General features: G+C 69.6%; 10 protein-coding genes and 2 tRNA genes. 2 read left to right on the top strand and 10 right to left on the bottom strand.

Features of this window, described 5'->3' with window-relative positions:
* Positions 1-400: 400 nt before the first annotated feature.
* From ndk to ABIA38_RS00170, 4 genes are all read right to left on the bottom strand, one after another.
* Complete coding sequence (ndk, locus tag ABIA38_RS00185; protein ID WP_424636260.1) at positions 401-811, bottom strand: nucleoside-diphosphate kinase; 411 nt, start codon at positions 809-811, stop codon at positions 401-403.
* Positions 812-930: 119 nt separating this feature from the next.
* Positions 931-1,266 carry a DUF4233 domain-containing protein gene (locus tag ABIA38_RS00180; protein ID WP_424636259.1) on the bottom strand — a complete coding sequence of 112 codons (336 nt, stop codon included), beginning with the start codon at positions 1,264-1,266 and terminating at the stop codon, positions 931-933.
* A 2-nt stretch (positions 1,267-1,268) separates the two neighbouring features.
* Positions 1,269-2,675 (bottom strand): bifunctional tetrahydrofolate synthase/dihydrofolate synthase, encoded by a 1,407-nt coding sequence (gene folC, locus ABIA38_RS00175; RefSeq protein WP_424636258.1) that lies wholly within the window; start codon positions 2,673-2,675, stop codon positions 1,269-1,271.
* Positions 2,676-2,791: 116 nt separating this feature from the next.
* Positions 2,792-5,425 carry a valine--tRNA ligase gene (locus ABIA38_RS00170; RefSeq protein WP_424636257.1) on the bottom strand — a complete coding sequence of 878 codons (2,634 nt, stop codon included), beginning with the start codon at positions 5,423-5,425 and terminating at the stop codon, positions 2,792-2,794.
* A gap of 409 nt (positions 5,426-5,834) precedes the next feature.
* Between ABIA38_RS00170 and ABIA38_RS00165 the strand changes: the two genes are divergently transcribed.
* The gene (locus tag ABIA38_RS00165; protein ID WP_424636256.1) at positions 5,835-6,488 is read left to right on the top strand and encodes a hypothetical protein; all 654 of its coding nucleotides are present in this window, start codon (positions 5,835-5,837) and stop codon (positions 6,486-6,488) included.
* 57 nt (positions 6,489-6,545) lie between these two features.
* Here ABIA38_RS00165 and clpX read toward each other — a convergent pair whose 3' ends face one another.
* From clpX to ABIA38_RS00140, 5 genes are all read right to left on the bottom strand, one after another.
* Positions 6,546-7,826, bottom strand: a complete 1,281-nt coding sequence (gene clpX / locus ABIA38_RS00160) for an ATP-dependent Clp protease ATP-binding subunit ClpX (protein ID WP_360304477.1) — start codon at positions 7,824-7,826, stop codon at positions 6,546-6,548.
* Between the two features lie 152 nt (positions 7,827-7,978).
* Entirely contained in the window at positions 7,979-8,641 is a 663-nt protein-coding gene (locus ABIA38_RS00155) for an ATP-dependent Clp protease proteolytic subunit (protein WP_424636255.1), read from the bottom strand.
* A 75-nt stretch (positions 8,642-8,716) separates the two neighbouring features.
* Positions 8,717-9,427: an ATP-dependent Clp protease proteolytic subunit gene (locus ABIA38_RS00150; RefSeq protein ID WP_424636254.1), complete on the bottom strand. Its 711-nt coding sequence runs from the start codon at positions 9,425-9,427 to the stop codon at positions 8,717-8,719.
* Between the two features lie 682 nt (positions 9,428-10,109).
* Complete coding sequence (gene tig, locus ABIA38_RS00145) at positions 10,110-11,522, bottom strand: trigger factor (protein WP_424636253.1); 1,413 nt, start codon at positions 11,520-11,522, stop codon at positions 10,110-10,112.
* Between the two features lie 116 nt (positions 11,523-11,638).
* Positions 11,639-11,714 (bottom strand) — tRNA-Pro (locus tag ABIA38_RS00140).
* A 96-nt stretch (positions 11,715-11,810) separates the two neighbouring features.
* On the opposite strand from ABIA38_RS00140, the gene ABIA38_RS00135 reads away from it, so the two are divergent.
* Positions 11,811-11,881: transfer RNA gene (locus ABIA38_RS00135), tRNA-Gly, on the top strand.
* A 479-nt stretch (positions 11,882-12,360) separates the two neighbouring features.
* Here ABIA38_RS00135 and ABIA38_RS00130 read toward each other — a convergent pair.
* Positions 12,361-12,609: a hypothetical protein gene (locus ABIA38_RS00130; protein WP_424636252.1), complete on the bottom strand. Its 249-nt coding sequence runs from the start codon at positions 12,607-12,609 to the stop codon at positions 12,361-12,363.
* Between the last annotated feature and the right edge of the window lie 410 nt (positions 12,610-13,019).

Genomic DNA, 13,019 nt, shown 5'->3' with positions numbered 1-13,019 from the left:
GAGGACATGAGCCGGCCGGGGGACGTCGTACCAAGGACGCCGGACCGACCGACCACAATCGTAGGCACGGTGTGCCGGCGGCAGAACCGCGACGTACCGGGGCACGGCTGCACCCTCTATCCACCATGACGTGATCACGGGGCGAGGGGTTGCGTGCCACGCGCGGCAAGTCGAGGGATTTCCCTCTAACAGCGCACGGACGGCGCCCGATCGGTGCCCCGCAGGGTCACCCGGCGGGCCGGCCGGCATGGTCCGGAAAAAAATCGACGCGTCGCGAAGCCCGCGCGCGTCGCGCGGCCTTCGGCAGTCGTCGTGGTGTCGCTTCGGCGCGGCACGGATCCGGTCCGGCACACGAGCGTGGGTCGGCGCCGACCCACCCCGCGCGGCCGGGACCGAACCGTCAGGCGTGCTCGGGGAAGAAGTTCTTGATCTCGCGCTCGGCGGACTCCACCGAGTCGGAGCCGTGCACGATGTTCTCCCGGGTGATCGTGGCGAAGTCGCCGCGAATGGTGCCCGGCGCGGCCTTGATCGGGTCGGTGACGCCGGCGAGCACCCGGAAGGACTCGATCACCCGCTCGCCCTCGACGATCAGCGCCACCGACGGTGCCGAGGTCATGAACTCCACGAGCGGGGCGTAGAACGGCTTGCCCTCGTGCTCGGCGTAGTGCCGCTCGATCGTCTCGCGATCCATCACCCGCAGATCGAGCGCGGCCAGGGTGAAGCCCTTGCGCTCGATGCGGCCGATGACCTCGCCGACGAGACCGCGCCGGACTCCGTCCGGCTTGACCAGGACGAGCGTGCGCTCGGACACGTTGGGCTCCTTGCTTTCTCGAAAAGGGGGAACGGGCACGGGCCTTGCGCCCGGACGAACGGTCGACGCGCAGAGCCTATCCGGGGTGACGCGTCGGCCCTTCGGCCGTACGTCCCGGATCATTCGGTAGCGGCCGCCCGGGCCGCCTTGGCGGCGTCGATGATCGCGCCGACCCGGATGCAGGCGTACCAGATGGCCGCGAACACCACGCCGATCAAAAACATCATCGGGACCACGAAACCGGTCACGAACAGGCCCACTTGCAGCACCCAGCCGGCCTTGATCGCCCACGGCTCCTTGAGCTTGGCGCACAGCAGGACGCACACCAGCGCGGACGGGCCGGCCACCGCCCACAACACGCCGGTGGAGATGTCGCTGAGTTGCATGGCGACCAGCGCGGCCAGGCAGATCACCATGGCCTGGCCGATCAGGTGGGTGGAACACAGCGCGCGCATGCTCAGCCGTCCCTTCCGTCGCGGGTCCGGGCGGCGGGATCGGGTCCGTTGAGCAACACCCGGGCCTCGCCGACGGTGACCACCGAGCCGGTGATCAGCACACCGGCGCCGCCGAGATCGCCCTCCTCCTCGGCGAGCGTGACGGCCGCCTCGATCGCGTCCGGGAGGGCCGGCTGTACGTCGACCCGGTCCGCGCCGAACACCTCGACCGCGAGCGCGGCGAGTTCGTCCGCGGGCATCGCGCGCGGCTGCGAGTTCTGCGTCACCACGACCTCGGCGAGCACCGGCTCGAGGGCCTCCAGCACGCCGCGCACGTCCTTGTCGCCCATCACCCCGACCACGCCGACCAGGTGCCGGAAGTCGAACGAGTCGGTCATCGCCTGCGCGGCGGCCCGGGCGCCGGCCGGGTTGTGCGCGGCGTCGATGATCACCGTCGGGCTGCGCCGGACGATCTCGAGCCGACCGGGCGAGGTGACCGAGGCGAACGCCTCCCGGACCAGGTCCGCGTCCAGCGCGCCGGCGCCGGTGAGCCCGGGCCGACCGGCCACCCCGACGCCCAGGAACGCCTCCACCGCGGCCAGCGCGACCGCGGCGTTGCTCGCCTGGTGGCTGCCGTGCAGCGGCAGGAAGACGTCGGTGTACTCCCCCGCCAACCCGCGCAGCGTGAGCAGTTGGCCGCCGACCGCCAGATCGCGCCGAACCACGCCGAACTCCATGCCCTCGCGGGCCACCGTCGCGTCCACCTCGACCGCGCGCCGCAGCAACACCTCGGCGGCGTCCACGGGCTGTTGGGCGAGCACGACCAGGCTGTCCTTCTTGATGATCCCGGCCTTCTCCACCGCGATCTCGCCGGGCGTATCGCCGAGTCGGGCCGCGTGGTCGACCGCGATCGGGGTGACCACCGCGACCGCCGCGTCCATCACGTTGGTCGCGTCCCACGTACCGCCCATGCCGACCTCGACGACCGCGACGTCCACGGGGGCGTCGGCGAACGCCGCGTACGCCATCGCGGTGAGCACCTCGAAGAACGAGAGCCGGTGCGGCTGCGCGGCGTCGACGATCTCGACGTAGGGCTCGATGTCGCGGTAGGTCTCGACGAATCGTTCGGCGCTGATCGGCTCGCCGTCCAGGCTGATCCGCTCGGTCATCGATTCGACGTGCGGGCTGGTGTAGCGGCCGGTGCGCAGTTGGAAGGTACGCAGCAGCGTCTCGATCATCCGGGCCGTGCTGGTCTTGCCGTTGGTGCCGGTGATGTGGATGACCGGATAGGCCCGTTGCGGTTCGCCGAGCACGTCCATCAGCGCCACGACGCGGTCGGTGGACGGGTCGAGTTTGGTCTCGGGCCAGCGCCCGGTCAGCTCGGCCTCGACGGCGCGCTGGGCGGCCAGTGCCTCGGCGGGGTCTGTCACAGGTGTCACCGGTTCCGATCGGGTTCTGCGGGGTCTTGGTGCCGAGCCGGAGGTGTCGGCTCGCCGGTCGGCCGGGCGGCCCGGGCGGGTGTGCCCGGGCCGCGCGGCCAGCCGGGTCAGCTCGTGGGCAGCCGGTCCAGTTGACCGGTGATCCGCTCGATGTCGGCCTCGGCGCCGGCCAGCTTCTCCCGGACCTTGTCCACCACGTCGGCCGCGGCCTTGGCCAGGAAGCCCGCGTTGCCGAGCTTCTTCGTGTTCACGTCGCGGACCTTCTCCGCCTCGGCCAGGTCCTTGGACAGCCGCTTGCGCTCGGCGGCGAAGTCGATCGCGCCGGACAGGTCCAGTTCGATCACGGCACCCGCGACCGGGAAGGACGTGGTCGCGGTGAAGCCCTCGCCGGCCGGCGTACAGCGGGCCAGTTGCCGAAGCGCCGCCTCGTGCGCGGCGATCGTGGTGCCCGCGAGGGAGATGTTGGCCGGCACCCGCTGGCCGGGCTTGAGGCCCTGGTCCGAGCGGAACCGGCGGACCTCGGTGATCACCTGCTGGAGCGTGGTGATCTCGGCCTCGGCGGCCGGGTCGGCGAACCCGCCCGGGGTCGGCCACGCGGCCGGCACCAGCGACTCGCCGCCGGTGAGCGTGGTCCACAACTCCTCGGTGACGAACGGCACGATCGGGTGCAGCAGCCGCAGGGTCACGTCGAGCACGTGGCCGAGGACACGCCGGGTGGCCTGCGCGGCGGCCTCGTCGTCGCCGCCCAGCGGCAGCTTGGCCAGCTCGACGTACCAGTCGAAGACCTCGTCCCAGGCGAAGTGGAACAGCGTGTCGGAGAGCTTGGCGAACTGGTAGTCCTCGTAGTACGCGTCCACCTCGGCGACCACCGCGTCGAGGCGGGACAGGATCCAGCGGTCGGTCGCGGAGAGTTGTTCGGCGGCGGGCATCGGGCCGTCCACGGTGGCGCCGTTCATGAGCGCGAACCGGGTGGCGTTCCAGATCTTGTTGCAGAAGTTGCGCGAGCCCTGGACCCAGTCCTCGCCGATCGGCACATCGGTGCCGGGGTTGGCGCCGCGGGCAAGGGTGAAGCGCAGCGCGTCGGTGCCGTAGGCGTCCATCCAGTCGATCGGGTCGACCACATTGCCGAACGACTTGGACATCTTCTTGCCGAACTGGTCGCGGACCAGGCCGGTGAGCGTGATGGTGTGGAACGGCGCCTGTCCGTCCATCGCGTAGAGCCCGAACATCATCATCCGGGCGACCCAGAAGAAGATGATGTCGTGCCCGGTCAGCAGTACGTCGGTGGGATAGAACTTGGCCAGATCGGCGGTCTGTTCCGGCCAGCCCAGAGTGGAGAAGGGCCACAGCGCGGAGGAGAACCACGTGTCGAGCACGTCGCTGTCCTGCGTCCAGCCCTCGCCGGTGGGCGCCTCGTCGTTCGGTCCCACGCAGACCGTCTCGCCGTTCGGGCCGTACCAGACCGGGATCCGGTGGCCCCACCACAGCTGGCGCGAGATGCACCAGTCGTGCATGTTGTCGACCCAGCCGAAGTAGCGCCCGGCCAGCTCCTGCGGGTGGATCGCCACGCGCCCGTCGCGCACCGCGTCGCCGGCCGCCTTGGCCAGCGGCTCGACCCGGACCCACCACTGCATGGAAAGCCGCGGCTCGACCGTGGTCTTGCACCGCGAGCAGTGCCCGACGGCGTGCACGTACGGGCGCTTCTCGGCGACGATCCGGCCCTGCTCGCGCAGCGCGGCGACGATCGCGAAGCGTGCCTCGTAGCGGTCCAGGCCCTCGAACGGGCCGTGCACCGTGACGATCGCGCGCTCGTTCATGATCGTCGGCATCGGCAGGTCGTGCCGGCGGCCGATCTCGAAGTCGTTCGGGTCGTGCGCCGGGGTCACCTTGACCGCGCCGGTGCCGAACTCGGGGTCCACGTGCTCGTCCGCGATGATCGGGATCCGCCGCCCGGTGAGCGGCAGTTCGATCTCGGTGCCGACCAGGTGCGCGTAGCGCTCGTCGCTCGGATGCACCGCCACGGCGGTGTCGCCGAGCATCGTCTCGGCGCGCGTGGTGGCCACCACGATCGAGTTCTCGCCGTCGCCGTAGCGGATCGAGACCAACTCGCCGTCGTCGTCCTGGTGCTCGACCTCGATGTCCGAGATCGCGGTCAGGCAGCGCGGACACCAGTTGATGATCCGCTCGGCGCGGTAGATCAACTCGTCGTCGTAGAGCCGCTTGAAGATGGTCTGGACGGCCTGGGACAGGCCCTCGTCCATGGTGAACCGCTCGCGCGACCAGTCCACGCCGTCGCCGAGCCGGCGCATCTGGCCGAGGATCTTCCCGCCGTACTCTTCCTTCCACTGCCAGACCCGGTGCACGAACTCGTCACGGCCCAGGTCGTGGCGCGACTTGCCCTCCTTGGCCAGCTCGCGCTCGACCACGTTCTGCGTGGCGATGCCGGCGTGGTCCATGCCGGGCAGCCACAGCGCCTCGAAGCCCTGCATGCGCTTGCGGCGGGTGAGCGCGTCCATCAGCGTGTGCTGGAACGCGTGGCCCAGGTGCAGTTGGCCGGTGACGTTGGGCGGCGGGATGACGATCGTGTACGGCGGCTTGTCGCTCTTGGCGTCGGCCTCGAACCAACCCGCGGCTACCCAGCGCTCGTACAGCTTCCCCTCTACCTCGGCGGGGGTGTACTGGGAGGGAAGGGCCTGCGGCTGCTCGGCGGCAGCGGCTGCGGGGATGGTGTTCTCGGTCACCGCCCCAGTCTACGGAAGGCACGTGGGCGCCTTCGACGCGCCGGGGCAACCATGCGCGGAGCGCGGACAGGGGGTGGCGGTCCGGGCGCGGGCACGGTGGGCGGGTCTCGGACGGGTCATCCATGTCGGCACCGGCGCGTGGGGGCGATCGGCTCGTGGCCGGCCGGCGGGTCGGCGGGCGGGCCCGGTTCGCCGGGGTCGAGCGGTGGCCGAGCGGACCGGTGCGCGGGGGTGGTGGGCTGCTTCCCCCGTCCGTCGGCGGATCGGGCCGCCGTACGGTGCGCCGCGGTGCGCGTGGATTCGGCGCGGTGGGACGCCGCGAGGCGGGTGGTCGAAGGGTGGTTCGGGCGTCGCCTCGTGGTCGTACGGTCGTTGTACCGGGTGCCGACGAGCCACGGGTGGTGGGGCGATGAGCGAGGGGTACGGCGGGTGGCCGGGGCCCGGAACGGATGGGGCCGGGTATCCGACCGGGCCGTCGGGTGGGCCGCCGGCGGCCGGCCGCGGACGGGAGCGGGCCGCCCTGGTGGTCGGCGTCCTGGGCAGCGTCACGGTCGTGGTGGCCGCGGTGGTGATCGTGGTCATGCTGCTCGACTCCGGCGGCGGTGGGACCCACCGGCCGCGCGGGTTGCCGACCGCGCCGCCGAGCACGCGTGCCGCCGGGCCGCTGGTGATGCCGGGCACGATCGAGGGTCGGCAGCCGGTGGCCCGGGCCGCGTTGCCCGCGCCGGTGGCCGAGTTGACCGCGACGCTCGGGCGGACCTTCGCCGATGTGCGGACCGAGGTGTTCGGCGGCGCGCTGATCGGCGAGACGGTGTTGTTGACGCTGGCCGGCGGGCGGGAAACGGCGCCGGCGGACTACGTCCGGGACTTCGTCCCGGCGGTCGCGGTGGCCGAGGATCCGGCCGTACCGGGCCCGCCGGGGCTGCTGCGCTGCTGGCCCGGCCCGACCACCGCGACGTGCCTGTGGGGCGACGGCCACGACCTGGTCTACGTCAGCGACGGGGCCGGAGCCGCGCATGCCCGGTTGGTGATCGCGAACGTGTACGCGGGCAGTGCGCGGTAGCGGGTCGGCCGGTGGTTCCGCCGGGTCGGCCGGTGGTGCCCGGGTCGGGCACCCGGGTCAGGCGCTCTTGTCGCGCCGTTCGCGCTTGACCACGTCGCGCGGGACGAGCGTGGGGTTGACGTGCTTGAGCACCACCTGGTCGGTGACCACGACGCGGGCCACGTCCTTGCGGGACGGCACCTCGTACATCACCGACTGGAGCACCTCTTCGAGGATCGCCCGCAGGCCACGCGCGCCGGTGCCGCGCATGATCGCCTGATCGGCGATCGCCTCCAGCGCCTCCATCTCGAAGTCCAGCTCCACGCCGTCCAGTTCGAACAGCCGGCGATACTGCTTCACCAGCGCGTTCTTGGGCTCGGTGAGGATCTGGATGAGCGCCTCGCGGTCCAGGTTGTGCACCGAGGTGAGCACCGGGAGCCGGCCGATGAACTCGGGGATCATGCCGAACTTGAGCAGGTCCTCGGGCATCACGTCGGCGAACGAGTCGGCGCTCTCCACATCGCGCTTGGAGCGGATCTGCGCGCCGAAGCCGATGCCCTTGCGGCCGACCCGGCCCTCGATGATCTTCTCCAGACCGGCGAACGCGCCGCCCACGATGAACAGCACGTTCGTCGTGTCGATCTGGATGAACTCCTGATGCGGGTGCTTGCGCCCGCCCTGCGGCGGCACACTCGCGGTGGTGCCCTCGATGATCTTCAGCAGCGCCTGCTGGACACCCTCGCCGGACACGTCCCGCGTGATCGACGGGTTCTCGCTCTTGCGAGCGATCTTGTCCACCTCGTCGATGTAGATGATCCCGGTCTCGGCCTTCTTGACGTCGTAGTCGGCCGCCTGGATCAGCTTCAGCAGGATGTTCTCGACGTCCTCGCCGACGTAGCCCGCCTCGGTCAGCGCGGTGGCGTCGGCGATCGCGAACGGCACGTTGAGCATCCGCGCCAGGGTCTGCGCCAACAGCGTCTTGCCGCAGCCGGTCGGGCCGAGCAGCAGGATGTTCGACTTGGCCAGCTCGACACCGTCGTCACGGGAGGCCTTGGCGGACTCGCCGGCCTGGACCCGCTTGTAGTGGTTGTACACCGCTACCGAGAGCGCCTTCTTGGCGACTTCCTGCCCGACCACGTAGCCGTCGAGGAACTCGTAGATCTCCCGTGGCTTGGGAAGCTCCTCGAACTTCAACTCGGAGGACTCGGAGAGCTCCTCCTCGATGATCTCGTTGCACAGGTCGATGCACTCGTCGCAGATGTAGACACCCGGACCGGCAATGAGCTTCTTCACCTGCTTCTGGCTCTTTCCGCAGAACGAGCACTTGAGCAGGTCGCCACCGTCACCGATGCGTGCCACGAGGTGCATCTCCTTCGCCTGGGCCCCGGATGTACCGGACCTGGTGCCTGGTCTTTCGACGGTACCCCGCCGGAATCTCCGATCCCCCGGTTTTGACCATCAACCGGTAACCGTTGTCCGGTCGGCGGCAAGCCGCCGACCGGGCGGGGGCACTAGCCGACGACCTTCCGAGGTGCGGTGATCTCGTCGATGAGGCCGTATGCGAGCGCCTCTTCGGCGGTCAGAATCTTGTCGCGCTCGATGTCGTCGCGAACCTGCTCGATCGGCCTGGTGCTGTGCTTCGCGAGCATCGTCTCCAGCATGGTGCGCATGCGCTGGATCTCACGAGCCTGGATCTCCAGGTCGCTGACTTGCGCGCGCCCGGTTTCACTGTACGGCTGGTGGATGAGGATGCGGGAGTTCGGCAGCGCCATTCGCTTGCCCGGAGTTCCCGCGGCGAGCAGAACGGCGGCGGCGGAGGCCGCCTGGCCCATGCACACCGTCTGGATGTCGGGACGCACGAACTGCATCGTGTCGTAGATCGCGGTCAACGCGGTGAAGGACCCGCCGGGCGAGTTGATGTACATCGAGATGTCTCGATCGGGGTCCATCGACTCGAGCGTCAGGAGCTGCGCCATCACGTCGTTCGCGGAGGCGTCGTCGACCTGGACGCCCAGGAAGATGATGCGCTCCTCGAAGAGCTTCGCGTAGGGGTCGTACTCGCGCACGCCCTGCGAGGTGCGCTCGACGAAGTGCGGGAGTACGTAACGGCTCTCGGCGCTGCGCGAGGCCCTCGATGCCAGGCCCTCGGGCCGGTGGAACAGGTTGTCATTCATGGAAATCTCAGCCCTCCGGGACTGCGGACTCGACTCGGTGATCCGGACGACCGAACGCGGGCTCGGTCGTCGATATCAGCTGGTGCTGCCGGTGTTGGGAACCTCGGCCGCACTGCGAACCACGTGGTCCACCAAGCCGTATTCCTTGGCCTCCTCGGCGGAGAACCAGCGGTCGCGGTCCGAGTCGTGCTCGATCTTCTCGGGGCTCTGCCCGGAGTGGTGTGCGATCAGGCGAGTCATCTTGCGCTTGGTGCGCAGCAACTGCTCGGCCTGGATCTTGATGTCCGACGCCGAACCGCCGAGGCCGGCGGACGGCTGGTGCATCAGAATCTCGGAGTTGGCCAGCGCGATGCGCTTGCCGGGGGCTCCGGCGGTCAACAGGAACTGGCCCATGGAGGCGGCCAGGCCCATCGCGACGGTCGCGACATCGTTGCTGATCCACTGCATCGTGTCGTAGATCGCCATGCCGGCGGTGATGGAGCCACCGGGCGAGTTGACGTAGAGCCAGATGTCCTTTTCCGGGTCCTCCGCGTTCAGCAACAGGAGCTGGGCGGAGATCGCGTTGGCGATCTGGTCCTCGACCACCGAGCCGAGGAAAATGATCCGCTCGCGCAGCAACCGGTTGTAGACCTGGTCGTCGAGCCCCATCCCACCCGGCTGAGATGCACGCGAAGTGGGCACCGCGAGCCCCGGAGTCACGATCTGCGGATTCGTCACGTATCCACCTGCTCGTTTCCGACGGCAATCCCGAGCCGTCACGAAGTCGACCTCGGGAGACACCTGCATTCATGGCGGGTGACCCCCTTCGTACAGCGACCCTAACGCGCGGATCGGCGCAGGCCATCCCAGACTCAGGACTGTTCGCCCAGAGCGCAGCAGGCCGATATCAACCGGCCATCGGGGTAATCGCGCGCGGGTCGGGCGACGGGGGTGGAGGGGGCGGAGGCGCGGTGGAGCTGTGGCGGAGGCGCGGCGGAGGCGTGGCGGAGGCTTGCTCGGGGTGGCCTGGAGGTCGTCGGGGGACGGCCGGGAGGGGGCGGGCGTCCGGCGGGCATCCGGCGGGAGGCTCGGCGCGCATACGCGCGTGCCCGGGCGGCGGGGGGCGGGTGGTCGGAGTGCCTGGTGGTCGGGGCGTCGCGGGTTCGGGGGTTTGGGGCCTCGGTGGCATGAGGCCCTGCGGGTTTGGGGCTTTGGGGCGTGGCGGGTCCGGGGCGTGGCGGGTCCGGGGCGTGGCGGGTCCGGGGCTTCGCGGGTCCGGGGCATCGCGGGTCCGGGGCATCGCGGGTCCGCGGCATCGCGGGTCCGCGGCATCGCGGGTCCGCGGCATCGCGGGTCCGCGGCTTAGGGATGGATGTCCGAGCGTCCCGACACACAACCGGGCCCGGTCGCCGCCGAAGCGGGGCCGGGCCCGGTTGTGGGGTGTTGCGGGTGTCGCCGGTATTGCGGGTGTCGCCGGTGTTGCGGGGGATCAGGCCTCGGCCTTCTCCTCCGTGGCCTCGTCCGCAGCCGGGGCTGCTTCGGCCTCCGCGTGGTCGTGGCCCTCGTGGTCGTCCGCGTGCAGGTCGACGCCGAGGCTGACCTCGTTGCCGGACGCGTCCTTGGCCTTGGCACCCTTGGCGATGACCTCGAGCGCCTTGCCGCGCGCGACCTCGCCGACCAGGACCGGCACGTAGCCGGACTGCATGACCTGCTGGGCGAACTGGTCCGGGCTCATGCCGGACTGCTGCGCGCGCTGGATGAGGTGCTGGGTCAGCTCTTCCTGGTTGACGGAGAGCTGCTCCTTCTTGACCACCTCGTCGAGCACGAACTGGGCGCGCATGCCCTTGCGGACGCTGTCCTGGAGCTCGGCCTCGTACTCCTCGGCGGTCTGGCCCTGGATCTCCAGCCACTTGGCCAGGTCCATGCCCATCATGCCGAGCTGCTGCTCGAGCTGACCGCGACGCTGCTCGATCTCCTCGGTGACGATGCTCTCCGGCAGCGGCACCTCGATCTGCTCGAGGAGGGCCTCCAGAACCTTGTCCCGACCCTCGTTCTGCTGGTCGTGCAGCTTCTGGTGGTCGAGCTTCTCGCGCAGGTCCGCCTTCAGCTCGTCCAGCGTGTCGAACTCGCTGGCCAGCTGGGCGAAGTCGTCGTCGAGCTCGGGGAGCTCCTTGGCCTTGACGGTGGTCACCAGGACCGACACCGCGGCGGTCGAGCCCGCGGCGCTGCCACCCTGGAGCTCGGTGTCGAAGGTCTTGGTCTCGCCGGCCGACGCGCCGATGACGGCGGCGTCGAGGCCGTCCAACATCGTGTCGCCACCGATCTGGTACGACATCGCCTTGGCGACGCCGTCCTCCAGGACCTCGCCGTCGACCTTGGCCTCGATGTCGATGACGACGGTGTCGCCCTCGGCCGCGGCGCGCTCGACGGTGTTCAGCGCACCGAAGCGGTCACGCAGCTCTTCGATCTTCTCGGCGACGTCCTCGTCGGTGACGGTGATGTCATCGACCTCGACCTCGATGCCGGAGTAGTCCGGCAGCTCGATCTCGGGACGGGTGTCGACCTCTGCGGTGAACTTCAGATCGGCGCCGCCGGCCAGCTCGGTCACGTCGGTGACCTCGGTGACCTCGGGCTGGCCCAGGACGCGCAGCTCGTTCTCCTCGACGGCCTTGCCGTACGACGTGGAGAGGATGTCATCGAACGCCTCGACGAAGACGGCCTCGCGGCCGAAGCGCTGGTCGATGATGCGCGCAGGGATCTTGCCCTTACGGAAGCCCGGGACCGTCACCTGCTTGCCGATCTTCTTGTACGCCGCGTCGAGGCTGGGCTTCAGCTCCTCGGAGGGAACCTCGACGGTGAGCCGAACCCGGGTCGGGTTCAGCGTCTCGACGGCGCTCTTCACGGTAAGGGTCTCCTTGCTGCGGGCTGTTCTTCCGGGCCTGTGCATCTTGCCTGACGGCACACTGAAGGATCAGAACCGGTGGTACCGATCCATCCTGCGGCGGGTTCACGGTGTGGTGGTCGGGGCGGGGAGACTCGAACTCCCGATCTCCTGCTCCCAAAGCAGGCGCGCTAGCCACTACGCTACGCCCCGTGGCGCCCGATGAAGTCTAGAGGACGACACGCTAGAGTCTGCACTGGCCGCGCACCAATCCGCTAACCTAGGCGCCACGTGCACGCCACACCAGCTGCGGGTGTAGCTCAATGGTAGAGCCCTAGCCTTCCAAGCTAGTGGTGCGAGTTCGATCCTCGTCACCCGCTCAGAAGTACGAAGGCCCAGGTCAGGGGATGTTTTCCTTGGTCTGGGCCTTTGTCGTATCTCGGGACCTTCAGCCCTGGCAGTGTCCGTGACAGGGCTGCGGATTCCCCCTACGGGTCCGACCCGCGCCTCTTTGCAAGCCATCGAAAATCGGCCGTCTCCTGAAACGCGGTCCGAGGCGGGCTCCGCGATCGCGACCACGAGCCGCCCGATCCCGCCGAGAGGACCGTGGGATCGGCGAGATATTTCTCACCAAAGGTCCGATTCGAGTGGAGTCGACGGTGGCCCTCGTCGGGCGAGACATCGGCCGGAACACGAAGGTCCCGACCGGCTCGCTTCGTACGAAAAGCAAATCCGACTCCCGACGACCAGTCGTCCGATGAATCGCTCCATTTCGCCCTCGTTGCAGACGCGGCGGCATGCGCCCCGCGAGCCGTCGATACCTCCAACGCCCCTTCCCAGGTGGGCAGTTCAGTGATGTTCAGGGCACCGAAGCGGATCCGCTCCAGGATTTGTCGAAGCAGACCCGCAGGACCCCGACACCGCGCCCCGGCGACGAGGTCGCGACACGAGAAACTCGCCACGTATGGGCGATGCCCGGCACGTGATCGGCGACGTCCTTCGGCGTCTGACCGGGCAGCAGCGCAATCGTGACAGCGGAGTCAGGGCCGCGCCGTCGGACGCGCAGGATCCTGGGATACGTGTAGCCGAAGGTCTCGTCGATCCGCATCACCGGATCCTGCTGCCACAGCCCGATGGCCCCCGACGACTTCGGCCGGCCACGTCGCACCCGGGCCGGATCGAGAACAGCCGGCACCGGAGCCCGGCCGTCGCAACCGTGAGCTGGACGGCCGCCAGCGCGCTTGTACCGACGCGCCCGAACCTGGTATGCACCATTTCGCACGAGGACAACCCCTTCGAAGATCACTGGTCGTTCGGACGGGAAGCGGCCCCGGTGCGAAGGACCCGCCAAAGTCGGCCCGGACCGGGGTCTCCTGCCTTCCTTGATGTGCCTCGGCCACGCCCATCGACGCGTCGAGGGCGGCCACCGGAGTAACCAACTTCGTAAGCGCCCCTGAACCGGGAGAACCATCCCGAGCCACCTCAGGAGCGCGCCTTCGACGGTCACGGGACGTGCTT

This window comes from Embleya sp. AB8 (assembly GCF_049739465.1).
Taxonomy (GTDB): Bacteria; Actinomycetota; Actinomycetes; order Streptomycetales; family Streptomycetaceae; genus Embleya.
Note: the sequence above shows the minus strand (reverse complement) of the source record. Positions and strands in the feature narration are given on the sequence as shown.

Bases quoted from the DNA above. Each gene is read 5' to 3' on its own strand.
- ABIA38_RS00165 (WP_424636256.1), top strand. From the start codon at position 5,835: ATGAGCGAGGGGTACGGCGGGTGGCCGGGGCCCGGAACGGATGGGGCC.
- ABIA38_RS00150 (WP_424636254.1), bottom strand. From the start codon at position 9,427: ATGCAGGTGTCTCCCGAGGTCGACTTCGTGACGGCTCGGGATTGCCGT.
- ABIA38_RS00180 (WP_424636259.1), bottom strand. From the start codon at position 1,266: ATGCGCGCGCTGTGTTCCACCCACCTGATCGGCCAGGCCATGGTGATC.
- ABIA38_RS00155 (WP_424636255.1), bottom strand. From the start codon at position 8,641: ATGAATGACAACCTGTTCCACCGGCCCGAGGGCCTGGCATCGAGGGCC.
- ABIA38_RS00130 (WP_424636252.1), bottom strand. From the start codon at position 12,609: ATGCGGATCGACGAGACCTTCGGCTACACGTATCCCAGGATCCTGCGC.